18 protein-coding genes are annotated in these 17,021 nt (G+C 36.3%); all 18 read right to left on the bottom strand.

What is annotated here, in order from left to right; genetic code table 11:
• Entirely contained in the window at positions 1-1,956 is a 1,956-nt protein-coding gene (locus BBA02S_RS16600) for a VirB4 family type IV secretion system protein (RefSeq protein ID WP_041098547.1), read from the bottom strand.
• A 10-nt stretch (positions 1,957-1,966) separates the two neighbouring features.
• Complete coding sequence (locus BBA02S_RS16595; RefSeq protein ID WP_041114328.1) at positions 1,967-2,635, bottom strand: hypothetical protein; 669 nt, start codon at positions 2,633-2,635, stop codon at positions 1,967-1,969.
• Positions 2,616-2,972, bottom strand: coding sequence for a DUF5592 family protein (locus BBA02S_RS16590; protein ID WP_041098543.1), 357 nt, complete (start codon positions 2,970-2,972; stop codon positions 2,616-2,618). The genes BBA02S_RS16595 and BBA02S_RS16590 overlap by 20 nt, the downstream gene beginning before the upstream one ends.
• Positions 2,969-5,293 carry a pLS20_p028 family conjugation system transmembrane protein gene (locus BBA02S_RS16585; protein WP_041114329.1) on the bottom strand — a complete coding sequence of 775 codons (2,325 nt, stop codon included), beginning with the start codon at positions 5,291-5,293 and terminating at the stop codon, positions 2,969-2,971. Before BBA02S_RS16585 ends, BBA02S_RS16590 begins: the two co-directional genes overlap by 4 nt.
• A 34-nt stretch (positions 5,294-5,327) precedes the next feature.
• A complete protein-coding gene (locus BBA02S_RS16580) occupies positions 5,328-5,903 on the bottom strand; it encodes a hypothetical protein (protein ID WP_041114330.1) in 576 nt (191 codons plus the stop codon).
• A 25-nt stretch (positions 5,904-5,928) separates the two neighbouring features.
• Positions 5,929-6,672: a type II secretion system F family protein gene (locus BBA02S_RS16575; RefSeq protein ID WP_052475179.1), complete on the bottom strand. Its 744-nt coding sequence runs from the start codon at positions 6,670-6,672 to the stop codon at positions 5,929-5,931.
• Positions 6,665-7,786 carry an ATPase, T2SS/T4P/T4SS family gene (locus BBA02S_RS16570; RefSeq protein ID WP_041098535.1) on the bottom strand — a complete coding sequence of 374 codons (1,122 nt, stop codon included), beginning with the start codon at positions 7,784-7,786 and terminating at the stop codon, positions 6,665-6,667. The genes BBA02S_RS16575 and BBA02S_RS16570 overlap by 8 nt, the downstream gene beginning before the upstream one ends.
• Entirely contained in the window at positions 7,779-8,048 is a 270-nt protein-coding gene (locus BBA02S_RS16565; RefSeq protein WP_231557217.1) for a YdbC family protein, read from the bottom strand. The genes BBA02S_RS16570 and BBA02S_RS16565 overlap by 8 nt, the downstream gene beginning before the upstream one ends.
• 27 nt (positions 8,049-8,075) lie before the next feature.
• Positions 8,076-8,777, bottom strand: coding sequence for a type II secretion system F family protein (locus BBA02S_RS16560; RefSeq protein WP_041114331.1), 702 nt, complete (start codon positions 8,775-8,777; stop codon positions 8,076-8,078).
• Between the two features lie 18 nt (positions 8,778-8,795).
• Positions 8,796-11,018, bottom strand: a complete 2,223-nt coding sequence (locus BBA02S_RS16555; RefSeq protein ID WP_082040272.1) for a VirD4-like conjugal transfer protein, CD1115 family — start codon at positions 11,016-11,018, stop codon at positions 8,796-8,798.
• A gap of 80 nt (positions 11,019-11,098) precedes the next feature.
• Complete coding sequence (locus BBA02S_RS16550; RefSeq protein ID WP_041098529.1) at positions 11,099-11,455, bottom strand: PB1 domain-containing protein; 357 nt, start codon at positions 11,453-11,455, stop codon at positions 11,099-11,101.
• An 11-nt stretch (positions 11,456-11,466) separates the two neighbouring features.
• Positions 11,467-11,895: a hypothetical protein gene (locus tag BBA02S_RS16545; protein WP_041098527.1), complete on the bottom strand. Its 429-nt coding sequence runs from the start codon at positions 11,893-11,895 to the stop codon at positions 11,467-11,469.
• Between the two features lie 6 nt (positions 11,896-11,901).
• Complete coding sequence (locus BBA02S_RS16540) at positions 11,902-13,305, bottom strand: toprim domain-containing protein (protein ID WP_052477396.1); 1,404 nt, start codon at positions 13,303-13,305, stop codon at positions 11,902-11,904.
• On the bottom strand, positions 13,268-14,221 hold the full coding sequence (locus BBA02S_RS16535) for a hypothetical protein (RefSeq protein ID WP_041114333.1): 954 nt from the start codon (positions 14,219-14,221) through the stop codon (positions 13,268-13,270). Before BBA02S_RS16535 ends, BBA02S_RS16540 begins: the two co-directional genes overlap by 38 nt.
• Positions 14,222-14,304: 83 nt before the next feature.
• Positions 14,305-14,538 carry a pilin gene (locus tag BBA02S_RS16530; protein ID WP_041098523.1) on the bottom strand — a complete coding sequence of 78 codons (234 nt, stop codon included), beginning with the start codon at positions 14,536-14,538 and terminating at the stop codon, positions 14,305-14,307.
• 7 nt (positions 14,539-14,545) lie between these two features.
• Positions 14,546-14,791 carry a hypothetical protein gene (locus tag BBA02S_RS16525; protein ID WP_231557218.1) on the bottom strand — a complete coding sequence of 82 codons (246 nt, stop codon included), beginning with the start codon at positions 14,789-14,791 and terminating at the stop codon, positions 14,546-14,548.
• Between the two features lie 72 nt (positions 14,792-14,863).
• Complete coding sequence (locus tag BBA02S_RS21075; protein WP_169799378.1) at positions 14,864-15,031, bottom strand: hypothetical protein; 168 nt, start codon at positions 15,029-15,031, stop codon at positions 14,864-14,866.
• A 550-nt stretch (positions 15,032-15,581) separates the two neighbouring features.
• Positions 15,582-16,850, bottom strand: a complete 1,269-nt coding sequence (locus tag BBA02S_RS16520; protein WP_041114334.1) for a S1 family peptidase — start codon at positions 16,848-16,850, stop codon at positions 15,582-15,584.
• Between the last annotated feature and the right edge of the window lie 171 nt (positions 16,851-17,021).

The raw sequence follows: 17,021 nt of genomic DNA, 5'->3' as shown, positions 1-17,021 counted from the left end.
TTACATTCCCCCTGTAAACAAGGCTAACTCTTCTTCTGATGCTTCAACGGTGAACATTAGGTTCCCCACACCATTGATGGACAACAGGCAATCACCTTGTTGAAATTGAGGAATTTGCGCCAGTTCACTTTCACTCATTTGCCCTTCGAAAATAGCTCTTAACGAATCCAATGTATTTGAATCTTGCTGCATAATAAATTTGTATTGAGTTAATTCAAACAGTGTTCTAATCTTAGTTACAACTTCCGTATCGGAATGGTCAGGAACGAAGTCACGTATAGATTGACTTGCCAATAGCAAGCCTCCAAAATACTTGCGAGCTTCCCGCGCGAAGTCCGTCAAAAAGCTCACAGCTAGCATGTTCTCTGAATTTATCATTCTATGAGATTCATCTATAATGACTAGGAAGCGAATAGCTTCATCTACATCGAAACCATCTTTGTATAATGCTTTCATTTGAGGGGCACCAATTTGAATCAAATTATCCCAAATCATTGTTAACGCATTATACATTTGAGCGTTAAAAATATTTTTCTCCAAGCGAGTTAAATTTCTAATTGAAAAGAAGATCACTTGTTCATTTGTAAAGTCAGGCAATGTCGTGTGACCGTTAAAAAGGTGAGCATAACTGTGAACTAAGTTATCAAGAACCAATTCAATTTTTTCTAACCGATTAGCACGAGCAATACTGAGTTCTGGTCGAATAATACGTTGCTCTGGATGCTCATACAACTCTTTGCGTATAAAATGAAGTAAATCACTAAAGATCGGGTACTCTTCATTCGGTAGATCTGTTACACCCGTTGTATGAATTTTTTCTATGAATCCTAGTGACTCATAAAATGCCCGTAGAATCTTTTTAAACTCCTCTAATTCATCCGTTGATGGATCATTGGCTACAAACTCATAGAATGTAGCCACTTTAGAAAGATGCTGCATAAAGCTTAAATTCTCGTCTTTAACAGTGTCTTCTCCATTGTCTGCTACTCTATAAATTTGTAATGGATTAATGATCCCATGACTACCATCTAAGCTAAGGCTTTGTCCGTTAAGAGCGTCAACGAGCGTGGCAAATTCTCCGGTTACATCGAATCCGCGAATAAAATATCCTCGACACGCATTGTCTGTAGTTAATTTTTTCAATGCAGTGGACTTTCCAGCTCCCATAGTTCCTACAACTACACCATTGTAGTATCTTCTCTTTTTATCTTTATGAAACATATCAAAAATAACATTGCCACCAGTGAAAGAGAGACCTAAATAGCTTCCTTTGGGATCATTTAACTCTGAGAAGTGAAAAGGTAATCCAGCAGCTAGAGAAAGAGCAGGAAGTCCCTTTCCTTCTCTCTTGTTTGGAAATAGTTGTTGATCTTTGTAAGGAAGAAATAAAGACTGCCATTCCCATCGAGATTCATTTAAGAATATTTGACCTTTAAACCCGTACGAAGTTAAATCCGTAATGATGCTTTGAACTTTTTGTTCCAGCTGCATAATTGTCTTTTCATGCACAAATAGGCGAATGTGTATTAATTTCACCACTTCGCCCATTTGACTAATACTTTTATATAAATCTTCTAATTCACTATAGCTTTGGGAAGCATCCATTCTTTCAGATTGATGTTTAGAGCTTCGATAACGTGTGTCTTGCTCTACCATACTCTTATTAATAGAGCTAATCGTTTGATCCTTTTCCATTGTGGCTATATCTTTAACAAAGATTACATCACGCATAGAAGATAGTTTCTCTAACCACAATTCATCAACTGATGACGGATAATCCCAAATATGTATACACGCCTCATACCCATCACCTTTCTTAATATATTTATCTTTAAACGATACCCCTCCTACAGGTTGAATAGCTGCTAAAAAAGACTGATCATACTTTTCACTTTTTTTCTTACTCTCAGCTTGTTCCTGTTTATTCAGCTTTATTCGATCAAGCAGACTTTTCATATTGTTCACCTCAAATTTTTGTATTCTGATTATTTAGCATAAATAAAATATCTATTTTTTTATCTAACGATAGCTTTTCTAAAGGAAATGAGTGTTGCATGCTTCGAATTGCTTGTTTTTTACGTTCCTCTAACTGCTGTGGTGTGTCCGCATAAATAAATAGGAAAAACTCTCGGTTTGTTCTTTCCTTTTCCAAAAAGTCTAATTCAAATAGCTTTCGTTCGATAAATCTAAGACGAATTGGATCTGTTGTTTTCTCTCTTTTTTTCATCCAATAACTTTTTTGTTCTCCTGTATTAGATGGGAAATTCAATCCAACTTCCTTAATATCCGCAGAATAACTACGTAAAAAACGAGTTCGTAATAGAAGCATATATTGCAAGTCTTCATGACTCATTGAGTAAAGGTCTTTTGTGTTAATTTGAAAAATATCCATTACACCATTTTTCAATGTGATACAACTCTCGTCTATCTTCAGAAAAGGCAGGACTGAAGGCGTTTGTCTCAACACCTTCTCAGCTTTTTTCTTTTTTTCTACCTTCTCTGAGGTAGTCTTTGCTTTGCCTTTCCAGTTCATTTTTTTAAAGCGATCTAAAAATGCGCTTTCTTTTTTCTTATTAGTTTCCGAGTATGTGGGAACAACAATAGGCTTTAATGCGTCAACCTCTTGTTTGGTCATTTCGTATGCGTCCTCCTTCCTTTTCCTTATCTCCGTACATCAAGGTATTTAAGATTTTATTTGAATCAATTGAATGGTAAGTGTGAGAGTTATGTTTAAAAAACAAATAAGCAGACATATAATTTTTAACCCCTGGATTATTGCTTGATGGCATAAGTGCCCAAAGTAATGCTATCCCTGAAACAATAAAATAAGGAATCGTAAAAGCACTATGAACGAGATCCTTCATTACTGTGAAAATAAAAATGAAGCTAATCAAGAAAATGACTAGCTCCCTCATTTCTAAACCAAAAAGCTTAGGTTTAGACCTTATCTCTTTTGGAATATTATATTTCATTCGTCAGGCTCCTCTCGTTTCGGTCTTGGTTTAATCTCCTTTGCTCCTAACTGATCCGTACTTTTTGTTGGCTTGTTCCCCACATTCGTCACTCTTGCTAGCCCCACACCTGCTCTTCGAATATTCTGGCCTAATGTAAATCCGCTGTTTCCTGCTCGTACAATTAATTCTTTTGCTTCCTGAACAGATCGGTTTCCTCCAATGAGAGTGTTTGGATGTGTTGCATGTTTATGACCATAATTAGCAGCCTGACTACCCGTTGGAATAGAACTATCTACTCCTTTTCCTTTATCATCCCTTACTAATAGATTCGATGTTCCAGTTGAAGAAGAAACAGGCGGCTCTGTCCCTCTTTTCATTTCTGGCATTGGAGGAATATTATCATTATTTATTGGTGGGACAGCTGTACCCCCTTTGTCTTTTACAGCTGAATCAACACTTGAAATAGTCGAACCATTTGGCTTGCTTGATGATCCAGACTGAATGCCAGTGTTCGGAATAGAAGAAATTCCTGAATCTCTTTCTTGAACTAGGTTAACACTAGCCGAGTTTGAATTAACCGATGCAGCAGCCGTTGATTCAGATGTAGTGGCTTGTGAGTTCATTTGAGAATATCCAGATGGAATTGGCTCTGTTTCCTTCTTAGGAGATAATTGATTACTTTGTTGAGCTGGTATAGTTGATTCACCTGTGTTTGTAGCAGCCCTATTAGGTTCTTTCGTGTCATCTAAAACTGATCCAGCCCCCGAATGAGGAATAGATCCTATTAGAGCCGAGTCTTTGTCTGGCAGATTTGTACCTGTTCCATTGTTTTCTTTAGAAAGCATAGGTGAATCATTTAAATTAGAAATACCGTCTAATTTAGGCTCATCTATCGAACCGAGCGCGTCAACTGCATTTTCTTGACCTGATCTAGGAATAGGTTTTGTTTGCATTTTTGGTATGCCACTCTTCGATAGTTCCTGTGGCGTTTTACTCATCATTCCTGAAACAGAGCGTCTTGCGAAGTTTGCAGCACTTGCTAAACCAACACCAGCTTTTCCAATCCCACCGATTCCTTTCTTAGTAGCATTCACACCAGCTCCTGCCGCTTTAGCTCCTGCATATGCTCCCATTAAAGCCTGTGACCCAGAGCGCAACCCAGCATCAATTCCTAGCATACGCTGAACAATATCCGGGGCGTCTATTAATGCCCATGTACCGGCAACTAATAGTAATAAAACTCCAATTCCTCCGATGTCATCTTTTAAATCATTTGACCACATTGCGTACATCATAAAGATTTTCAGTAGCATCATCATGATAAAAATAATCGCGAATGTATTCATAATTTCAACTAAGATTTTCTTTGTTCTTTGACCGCCTGTTAAGTCGGTCACAGCAACAAACATTCCGAAAATCTGATGAAATGCCAAATCAAAAATCGAACGTCCGATTTTTACAATCGTGATTACCATGGCAAAGGCTGTTACAGCCAAAGAAAAGATTAATACTCCCCAGTTTACATGGTAACGGTAGTAACTTTCTTGACCTAATGTTGTTCCTATCACTTGTCTTTCACGCAAGTCCCTTACAACAAACTTGTCCTCATTCCCTGTGGCTGCAAGCTTCTTCTGTAATACCTTTTTTGTATCTTCGTCAAGATCTTTCACCCAATCTTCCTTAGTGAGCCATCCATCATCCTCTTTTAAATCCAACTTTTCACTAAATGAAATATACGGCAAGGACTTTTCAGACAGCCGATTAGCATTCGTGAAGTCGGTTGTACCTATCTTTGGATTGTTTTTGTCAGAAGGCTGCGGAGGTAAGCCGCCTTTATTATCTTTAGAAAACTTGAAATCATTTTGAGCATAATATAGAACATCCGCTACATTGCTTTTCACCATTCCAGAAGCAAGACTCGTGTCTTTAGGGTTGATCTGCTCTACACTAGAATTAGTTAATTTGCCCATATTGGTCATTAAATCAGGAATTAATACGACCATAGACACCGCTAAAATAACATTCAAAATGATTTCATTCCGTTTATCTATTTTATTTAACATAAATTGAACGCCTAATACCATGAGGGCAAGTAAAAATAAGCCCCAAACAATAGGACGAGCCGTTTGCATAAATTCTTGTACTGGCTCTATCGAATAAAAATCATTTAGGGTAATAATTTTATCTACAATGTTTTCAATGAAACTATTCAACCATGTTAATAAAAAAATAAGACCTCCTCCTATTGATCGGAAGAAGTCTTGCCAAAGCCATCCATCGCTAATATGCAAAATATAATCCAGCTTTTTATATAGCTCAATCAATTGTTCATCGCTCATGTAATCGCTCCTTTCATGAAAAAAAGAACCGACTCTACTTAGTAAGTTCTTTTTGATCAGTCAAATTTATTTCGTAAAACTGAATGTATTCTAGGGTTTTCCTAACATCTTGATCAATATTGGATATCTGTTGAAGATGATCCACATTATTATTAGCTTCCGTTTTAAAAAACGCTTGTACTTCCTCAGAGTTCATGTTCTTCGAATTTAAAGGGTAGACGCCTCCATTCTCGACAACTGACATACTAAATAAAGGATTCCATTCATCCCCTGATTTAGGATGTACATATTTTTGAGCTAGTTTACGGGATTCTTTATCACTCATATCTTTTAGATTGATGTAATAAGCAGTCACCCCAGAGCGACGAAAGGAGTCATTAAAGGCTTCAATGAGCTTGGTCTTTTCTATATCCTTCTCATTAGCTGAAAAAGAGAATAAAATAAATGTCTCATGATTGTCCAACTTTTTTTCTAACTGCCGAATGGATAATTCATTTATTCCTATTTGCGGAGAACTTTGACAGCCTGATAATATTACTACGATTAACAATGTACTAAATAAAAAGAGAAAACTACTTTTCCTAATTTTATTTATTAACCCCAACACCATTCCACACTACTCCCTCTTTTAAGACTTATAAGCGAACAGAAATGTCCATTTTTTTCTTTTGGAGAACGTACAAATTAAATAGTATTGCCCCGTACGTCAAAAGCAGCACAACGATTCCTGCGATTGAAACAGACAAAAATATTTCCCACAACTCAGAAACAATTAAGCGTAATAAAATCATAATGAAAGAAACCATGCCTAACAGTACATAGACGTTTAAAGCAAAAGTTTTTTTCCTTTTATGTAGTTCATCACGCTTTGTCAGCTCAAACATCATATTATGCCTAATTTGTTTGAATAAGTCATTTACATCCCCACCACGCTCATACTTAATTAACAAGTTTCTATGAAACTGATCTAGTGATGGAAAAGCATATTTTTTAAAGTGATCTGTATCAAGTACAGCCTTACTCTCCAGGCTCTCTATAGTGCGATCAATGTCTTTCCGAATATCTGAACTAACTGTACTTCTAGCAGCCTTTAAGGCATGTAACACGTTTTCTCCTGTTCCCATAAAGAAAATCATGTTGGTAATGTATTTTAACAGCTCTTTTAATTGTGTCTGATATTGATTGAGCTTTTTATGCCTATAGGTAAAGTTAAAAAAGAAAAACAGCGCTCCTACAACACCAACACACAAGCTTACGATGAAGTTCTCAGATGTGAAATAAAAGAAAGCGTAGTTTAAGAGAAACAACCAAATCAAGTGAAACAATAGTTCCCATCCACTAAACAGAACTCTTATTTCTTTCCATGTTTTTTTAAACATCGTGATTCTCGCCCTTTCTTTTAAAAACATCTGGTAACATGTGAATTAGCTCTTTGTCTTCTACATCAGCTAATACTTTTTGTGATAAGGGATTAAATTCTTGTTCATACCGATACTCGCCTGTTTTAGAATCATACTTTGCAACTTCTCGGTATAAGTATGTTCCTACAGCTCCCTTCTTGGTAAAGTCCGTATATTCCACAATTTCTTTAATACGTCTGACTGTTTCTCCATTAATAACTTTGGCGTGTAAGTAAATCCCAAAACGCAAAAATTCAATGATTTCATTTCCAATCAATTGATCATCAATGATGGCATAAGCAGGGGATTGACGGATCATGGGAATTAAACGAGAAGGGATATTCATTGCTCCTTTAGCATGAACGGTTGTAATAATAGCGTGGTCAGTCTTTGCACTATCCAGAATATCTGCAGAAACTTCCCCCCTAGACTCTGCGATAATTGTCCAATCTGGATTATTCCGCAATGCTTCTTGTACCCCATCCGTCATCGAAAATCTACCTTCAATTGTTCGCCAACTGTTAATATCTTTGGAAGGATATAAAGTTTTAATATGGCTATCTCTCGTATCTTCAATCAGAGTAATTTTAGAATCATCTGGAATAAAACCAACGAGAAGTTTTTGTAACTCCGTTTTTCCTGTGCCTGTCCGCCCGCTGATAATGATATTACTCTCAGCGAGCATCAATACTCTTAGCAGTTCCCCAACTTCATCGTGTCTTCCTGATGTAAGTTCAGCAATTGAAGAAACCGCTAATCTTGGACGTGATACACGAATCGCAAAAGTCATACCATCTGGACTAATGACTTCATGTACTGCATTCACCCTCAAAAAACCTATTTCTGTATTTAATGTTGGCTCACTATTGTTGAACTCTTTCTTTTCATGATCCGCAATCTGTTTGATCAATCGTTTAACTTCTTCATAACTAGGTTGCTTTTCAGCCTTAAAACGCCCTCTTTTGTTATGTTGCAATCTCAAAGTTGTACCATTGTAAGAAATATCGGTAATATCTTCATCTTTTAAGTATTCTCCAATAAAGCTATCTTCTAAGATCCTTTGTATTCTTTCTTGTTTTTGCTGATCATCCATGTAAAAGATTCTCCCTTCCGTATTCTTTGTGAAGATCCCGTGGCAACGTATGTAAAATAGCACCTAGAGTAAATATTTCTTCTGGAGTAAAAGTCATACCTTTTCCAATAGACTGCTTATTCGGTGGCCACCATCTAATATCAAATTTTGCATTTCCACCGTTCCAAGAAATCAAGTTCAATTCTTTTGTCCAACCATTTGATCCTTCATTTAAAATAGCGATTGGCTTTAGAATTGAGTAACTCATTCTTAACTCATTCACGACAACTCCCCCCTTATTTTTATCTGTTTATAAAATGTTAATAGCCTTCGTGATGTCTTGAAAAAAGTAAAAGAAAATAACTGCTGCAAATCCCAAAGTTAAAAATAAAGAGATAAAGATAGGCATATATCCGTACTTATCCATCTGGATCATTTTTTGTTGAATTAATTCATCTACTTTGTTTTCTTGCAGCGTATGAATATAATTTTCTAGTTCTTGTATTGCTTCTTTTTGCACACCGTATTCACTAAATTGATAAATCATATCCATAATCATATAGGCTTCACTTGTTCCTATATAATCGGCAAATGCTAAATAATCATCGCGATTGTTTCCTTGCTCTATTTTTTCTATAAGATTGTTCAATTCACTTCGCAATGGATCATCTGTGTATTCTGCCGTTTCAACTAATGTCTGATACACGTTTCCAGAAGATGAAAGCAATGCTAAAAAGCTCCCTAGAAACTGAGGGAACAAATAAGAATTGATTAAATCCCTTTTCTTTTTATTAAGGATCAAATTCAAGTAAGGAATTTTATAACCCATATAAAATATGATCGGCAAGCTCATAAGCCACAGATACTCTTTAATAAATAAGATCCCTAAAGCAAAAAAGCAAAAAAGAATCAAACCGTATATACATCGAATTAGTAAGAATTTTTTCTTTTCTGTTCGAAAGTAAGACAAATAAGTGTCCAAGTGCGTCTCTTTTAGCAGCTCCGTAATCAACTCACACAACCTCCTCTATCACATAATCTCATTTTTCAATTGTTGTTTTATATCTTCCTCGTCACCGCAATCGCTATAATTTTCCTCATTTTCCTTTTCCAATCTATCTTCTAGTTTGTTGATCTCATTTTTTTGTTCTTGCTGTTTTTCTCTGACTAGTTTCATTCGTTCAACCCAATCATTTGTCACACTTTCCGGAAGATAAGTAGCTAAGCATTTATTGACTATCATGGTAAACAAGCCTGGATCGCACTCAGTTTGGAACGTCAGATAGCTAAACAACTGTATGGCTGTCCATTCGTCAATATTGTTTAATGGCAAATCTTCACCCGTAATGATTAGCAATTTACGAACTTCTTTTTTAAACTGGAGAAATGCTTCTTTTCCAATTAAACTAACTATTGGTACGAACTGATCACTTTCTGTTTTCGTTGTAAATACCATTTCCCGCAAATTCATATCATGGTAATCATTTGATAAAATTGGCAGTTCCATAAGTGACTTGCTTGTATCAAAGTCGTCTGCCAGATACTCCCATCTAAACTTATGAGCTGTTACACCGCGATTGTAGATCGGTTTTGGCTCTATTTTTCTTCGTTTATTGTCTTGTCGTTTATTCGCACGAACGACTACAGATTCCCCTTCTTTTAAACGCATAAGTTCATCCGGCATTAGTAAAGGACGCTCTTTGGTTGATTCACTATGCGACTTATCTGTAGATAAGAGTTTTCCACTACGGCTAACATCTGTAATAGTTTTCTTTCCAACTAATGATGAAAATTGTTCTGCCGTCTTTTGATCTTTAGTTAAGATATAAATTTGATTCGAACAGTTACCGATAATTGTGTCTGCTTCATCACCGTACTTTGTTTTTAACTGCGAATAGGCTTGTACGATTAAGTGGAAACGAAAGCCACGTCCAGCTCCGACCGTCACCATTGATGACATCCCATCTACAGTAGGCATGTTTCCGAACTCATCCAATAGAAAATGAACTTGTCTTTTCATTTTCCCGCTGGGACTCATTGTGGCTTTCTCAGCATTGATTCGATAAAGTTGACTCACAAAGATACTTGCTAGCACATGGTTAGATTCATCATAGTCAGGTGTAGCCATAAAAATAGCAACTGGCTTATCACCAAATCCTATTCTCGTTAATGGCAGGCTATTGTAGCTAGTTAACTTTGCATTTGGCTCTAATGTGAAAATTTGCAGCTTATCCATCGCTGTCGAAAAGATACTTGCCCGAGTGTTTCCAGCAGCAAAATTACTCGTTGCATACATCATCCGAGCCGGATTATTTTCAGCTCTTGATTTAAAGAACAAATCCAACGCATTATTCCCTTGGTCGTCATTGTCGCTACCTAGTGTAGAAAGAAAGTTGGCGACTGAATACATATTGACTTTCTCTTCCTTCCCAGTAGCAACGGCATCTTCCGTCAATGCCAAAATAATCGCTGTCACTAATGACTTAGCAGAGTTTGACCAATAAGGATCTTTTGCATTCGGATCGTTGTATAAACTAAAAGCCACACTATTCGCATACTGTTGAGCAAAGCTTGTTTGCCCTTTTTTCCATGCATCTACTACAATTTCAAGTGGGTTAAATCCCATGGACATCTGTTGTTGAATCAAGTTAAAAACATACACTTCATATCCACGTTCTTTTAATGTTTCATAGCTTGCTGCAGCAAGCTCACCTTTTGGATCATTGACTACCATAGACGCCTTTTCTTTTGCGCGACTAATCACATCTATCATCGGAACAACAAAAGTTTCTCCTTTACCCGATCGTGTAATACCAATCACCATTGAATGTATCGGTCCTTCATCAATTAATAGCCGATATGGACGATGTTTTTCTTGTAATCCAGCAACGATGACTCCTCCATGCCCCTCATATTCTTTCTCAGAAGCAGGGATCACCTTATACTGCTTTTTTAACTCTTTCACTGTCTCAAATTCACTTGTTCCATGTTGCCCTTCATTCAAAGATTGATAGTTCATTCGAACATTGTATATGAACTTCACAACCCCGATCAGCGCAATGATATAGAACCCTATATAGAAGGGAAGAAGAGTTTTTTGAAACACAAAAAAACTTCCCCATTCAAGTGAGAAGTCAACAGTTTCAGGATTTTCAGAGAACTGCTTCAAAGCCATTAACAGCTCTTGTAAAAAAGCTAATAGAAAATTCGCCAGAAAAAAGCTAACAAACAAAAAGCCAGAAACAAGGATCATTAATACTTTTGTATTGGCTAATCGCTCTAAAATAGCTCTATCTTTCACTCTTCTCACACTCCTTACTTTTCACATCTTTCTCACCTTTTCATGACATGTACTATATTTTGAGTCTTCAAATGACGCTCCTTTTTGATACTTTGATAGGTGTAGTCATACGTTATATAAATGGTATCTCCAAATGTACGCTTTCCAGATACTACTTTTCCATCTGAATCTTTAAATGTGATTTTATATCCCTTGCCCTTCAACGAATCAACTACACGACTCACCTTAGATGTAACGCCACCTTCTTCTTTAACCAATTCAGCTACTTCTGTGCTAACCTTCATAAATCCATGATTGTGAAGGCTATCCACACCTATCATAAGCAACGCTGGAAATAGCACTCCTACGAATAAGGCTATTGAAAAAATAGCTGATTTCATTTCACCCATGCTGTCACCCCCTATGATTCCAATTGGTGAAGTGTGAGATGCCTTTCTGCTGTTCCTTTCACTGTTCCTTGATCATTGACTAATTGCACTCGGAATTGTATTCCTCGGATTTCCTCGTCAATCTCTGTCACTTGACCTTTATTGTCGACAAAGACATAGTCCAATTTCACGTCATATGGATGGTTTTTTTGAACAGCGACAAGATTTGCGGATAAATTGGCTGCTAGTTCCTCTTTATTAACAAATTCAATCGGGCGCTCCGCCTTTCCATCATCGTTTAATTCGTTTCGAATAACACCTGCTGCCACTGTATCTGCTAATACCTCAGCTTCAGATGTCGTCCTTACAGTGATATTTTGTGAAGAAGAAGCATAAGCAATCCCCAATACTAACCCCATGAAGATTAAAGTTACTAATATCCATTTCACAGGTGTTGTCATATGATTTCACTCCCTATGAATAGCTATGTTCTTTTCTTGATTAAGAGAAAATAGTTTATGACAAACTTCTTTAAACCTCTTCTCACTTTCATTGAACAACTCATTTACACTGTTCACCTTATCTGGATAAGGGAAAGCTTGATAATGAACCTGTTCCTGTGTCAACCAACTAGACAGTTGCTTTGTTGCATATATTCCTTTGGGATCTTTAGGCATGGCTAATATAACTTTTTTATCCTCCATCTTTATCGAAGGGTCTTTAAGCGCCTCATTCACCCTAAGAAAAGATCTATTATCCTCTAAGGGGATCGTTACCACTCCTATTTTCGGATCAATACACCGAAAAGAAATAGCATCTAAACGTGAACTACAAAAGACTATAATCTCTGATTCATCTTTAATATCAACAAAGTCCCTCTCTTTATTGCTGAATGAGTGTTTGACTTGTTGATACTGTGTCTTGAATCCTTTGTAATCTTCTATCAAATACTGATTTGGATCATTGATTTTTGCAGGAGTCGTAAATAGCTGATAGTCGGCATCTATCGCTTCAAGTGCTGACACTATTGCCCTCGCTGCTTTCCATCCCCCCTGGTCATCATCTGGAGCGATAATGAATTTTTTCTCTTTCACTAATTCATCATTTTTCACAAGATAATTACTTAGATTTTTAGACTTGGCTGCACCTGTTAAAGCATAGAACCCAATGGCTGGATCAATTTCTTTAAAAGAAGCTGCATCAAGTACACTTTCACCAATCACAACCAACTCAGCTTCCATTGGAACATCAACAAAAAAATCCCTCGTTTCTTTAGAGGGATTTACAATTAACTGGATTTCTTTTGGTTCAAGGGAGGGATCAATGCTTGATCGAAGTAACACACGATCTACCGTACCTTCCTCACCATAGATTGGAAATATTAAATTCCTCTTACACATCCAGTCATTTTCTTGATAGCTTTTTGGAAACAATTCTTTTCCATGCTCAAACATTTTCTTAACAAGTAAAGGATGGCTTAAATCAACCAAGAAGGATTGTGTAGTCTCTCTAGAAAGACCTCTGTATCCTCTTTCTAAGTTTTTATTTTCCACCCGGTACTGCATATGCTTCAAGTATTTGGTGATCATTTCTAAACTGTTTGCTTGTTGATTGGTCAAAGAAGGATAAGTGTTGGTTAGTTGATGTCGAATAACGGCTTTCTTGTTTTCTTGAAAATGAATCAACATCCTTGCGCCACACTCATTTTGCCGATTACACTGAATAAAGTTAAGGTTGTTTTTATAAATAAAAGCTTCCGGTTTCTCACATTCTGGACATGTGCAGATGAAATATCGTCCCTTATCACTGGCATTTAGATCCATTAATGCATCTTCAATGTTCTGATAAATGACTTTTTTGTTCACTTCCATCTATATCACGCACCTTCTTCCAATAGGAGGATATTACGGGGCTGAATACAAGCGATTCAATCACTTCATTCGTGTCTAATACAAAACCAGTAAATAAAATCTCCTCATACTTTTTAGATAACTCATACACCAAATTGACATGTAAATCATAAGCTTTTTCAAATCCTTGTTCCTCGGCATAATCAGTAAATAAGTGAGATTCTATTTTTTGATAAGGCAAGAACCTTATAAATAACGCTTCTAGCCTTGTCTTAGGTATGGATCTATAATTGGCTGTTGCGTATTGAATAAACTCTTGGAAATGGCTTTCAATGCTTAGCCAGCCTAATACAGCATCTTTTAAATCATTCTTTTGACTTTCATTATCCAGCAGCACCTTATTGATCACAGCACGATAGGCAGCTTTTAATGTATTCACGATTTCTTCTAATTCTGAAAAGAACCCATTACTAACATGTACATAAAATCCATCAAACAGTTGCTTTAATTGTTGAATATCTAATAGAAGAGGAAAGGGTGTTACATCTGACCGTCCGAGTATTTGATCCATTCGAATAGCAAACGATTGAAACTCTTTATTCAAAAACAATTGCCTTTCTAAGTCGGCATACTCTCGCAATTTATTTGCATACTTATGGCGAATTTCCTCCTCCCATCCCTCAAAATTCAAAATAGTGGTTTCTAACTGTTTTTCAAGAGATTGTTCCTTTTCGAAAAACACCTGAGTAATAACTAATTGCTTGCCATCAATCCAACACTCAAAAGCTTTAGGTTCTGCCATTCTTTTTTCACGACTCAATCGCTTTCTGACCTTCTGAACGTTCTCTTCTGCTTCACATAAAAAATAAAAACGGTTCTCCTCTAATTCACGTAATAGTTCCCCCTCTTCTTTAAAACGAATAAATAAGTTTCTCATGATCCATCAATCCTCCCTTCCTAAAAATAAAAAAACAGGTAATCAAGTCTTATCCATTGACCTTGACTACCTGATGATTTTTATTAGAAGCCAGAAACTTTTGTTCCTAACCAAGCAACCAAGGATGCTCCTAGATAAGCCAACCCGAATCCTACAGCCACGTTAACCATCCACCCTGTACATTGTTCTTTTCGCTGTGGATCTTTCGCAAACATATATATTAATCCGATCACAATAAGAACTAAACCAGCCAGGGGGGGAGCCACCGTTTTAATGTCGCCGGCTACGTTTTGAAAAGTTGCAATGACATTGTTCATACTCCTATCACTCCTTTGCTAACATCGCGATTTCATCCTTATTTGAAAGGTTGAAATTTAACACGACTTCCTGATGTTTTTTATGCAACCAGTCAAAATAAGAAATACCTTGACCAGTCAATATCTCTTTTGCTAATGCTTCAAATTCATTAAACCCTTCTGGCTTATTAGCACCAGAGCGCTTTTTATTAGAAGATCTGGGCTTCTTTTTCACTTCTGTTGTTTCAATTGTTTTCTCTTCTTGTGCCAACATGTTCACATACATCTCTCCTATCAAAATATGAATGAAGCTTTCGCCTAGTTGGACGAAAGCTCGATCATTCGATTACTTCGGCATTCCTGAGCCTGCAAACACATTATCAACTAACTTAGAAAAGGCTACACCGATCTTATCCATCAGTGGATCAATCACACCTGTTGCAAAAGCTATAAACACACCGAAAAGGACTAAGACAACAAGACCCAATGTAATTGCCCCTTTATGTTCACCCATGCTTTTCCCCTCCTCTCAATAAAGATTAATCATGAGACTACCAAATCTCGGCCTTGCGTTTTTGATCAAGAGCAAATAATGCAGCTACTCCTACCAATGCTAAAGAAGTCAACCAGACTCTTTTTTTAGTGTTCATTAGTCACTCCTCCTTCCTAAAAAAGCCTTATTGTGATTAGCCGGAATCCAAAAGCACAAAAAAAGAAGCTAATTATTCACAAGAAAGTGAACTAGCTTCTTTTTCATTCATTATGCAGTTTTAAGGAACCCTTGCTAGAAGGCTTTTTCTTTTGATACTAATAATATAGCATGTAAATTCTTGCTTTTTGTCCCGAAATTATCCTCGTTTTGTCCCAAAATTGTCCTGAATTTGTACAGTGATTTTTGTACTTTTATTCATTTAGAAGTCCAACTGCATCCAAATATGTTTACCTTCTCCAACTAGCTTTCTTGATAATACAAGTACAGATTTTTTCTTTGTTTACTTATGGGTCAACTAATAGATTAAAAAGATCAGGTGGATAATGATAGGTTATATTCATTGCTTTACTATTCAATTCAATATTCTAGTGGGAGTATCACTTGTGTACAATGATATTCCATACCTTTCAGCCATAGGAACATACGGCGTGAAGTAGGCTTTATGCCCATAAACATCAAGACCTATCTCATAATCTCTGTTGACTCTGGAAGTTATACCTATTAAATAACCATTTGAAGACCTAAAACTCGCAGAGCCACTGTCACCTGTTGCTGCCATCCATCCATCAGTTTTTGTTACTTCATAATTTATTTGACCAGCAGTGTTTACCGTAGTGCTTGTGACTTTTCCGCAAGTGTACCCTGTTTTCTTACCACTTTTGCACAATACTTCCCCATTAACTGGCTTGCCCTCATTTTTCAGCCTTCCATCATAATCAGCAGGATTTTTATTGTCATGTAAGTACAAGCCATTTGAAGCGTATCTAGTCAAATTTCCTTGGTTTATTAAAACTAAACCAAAGTCATAACCCGAACTTCGTGCATCTACATGTGCCTTTCCAACAAGAGAATTCCATTGATAAACATTATCTATTCCTGCTGTTCCTACACAGTGCCCAGCAGTGATAATAAAATAACGTGTATCTTTCTTTGCTATTCCTGCTGTCGAGCAATCACCATCCGCAAACTTTATACCTATACCTGATCCAAGCTTGTTCCAATCTGCTTCCCTGCTTTTCACATATGTAATCTTATTCTCAAACGATGGATCAACATCCAAATAAATTTTACTTCCATATCTTTGACTAAGTACTTCTTGATCCCTATTACTCAGCTGATTTGTTTTTATATCGACTCTATTATTTATATAGTCATATTTTACAACGGTATCTTCTGTAAAATAAATATCTTGATTTTCACTAAACCAATTTGCTGTTAATGTTTCTAACTCCTCTTGAGAATAAGGTACAGTTTCAACAGCAAAATTAGACTTTTCAGTTTCAGAGAGATTTTGAGCGATCTTCTTAAGCTTTCCATGTTTAATCTTTTCTTTTGGTCTCTCTTTTAATTCAATGATTGCTTTATCATTCTCTGTAAAATGGAACCCTCCTTCCTCTTCTAAGTCATCTATTGTTAAAGCTCGCTCTTTTAAATTATCCATAAGTTCCTTTTTGATATTTTCCTGTTTTAAAGCCTGTTGATGATTTTCTTTATTGTTTTCTTTTTGAATTGCATTATTCTCGTTATCCTTAATTGTTAATGCATTCGTTTCAGTTTGTACGATTAAAAGCATTAAAAAGGTTAGAAATAGAGTCGATAGTATAAGTTTTATGTTTTTCATTGTTCTCCCCCTATAGTGAATAAAAAGTATTCTTCAATAAATAAATTTAACAAATTTTAGAACCTTAACCAAGTTTTATACAAAAAAGAAAAATAGGGTAAAATAACAAATGTAGTAATAAATGTAATAAAGGAGGAAAAAATGAAAAAAATAATCGTGTTATTTACAACA

Origin of the sequence: Bacillus badius NBRC 15713, from assembly GCF_001591605.1 — a bacterium.
Taxonomy (GTDB): domain Bacteria; phylum Bacillota; class Bacilli; order Bacillales; family Domibacillaceae; genus Pseudobacillus; species Pseudobacillus badius.
The sequence above is the reverse complement of the archived record's forward strand: the minus strand, read 5'-3'. Positions and strand labels throughout refer to the sequence as shown.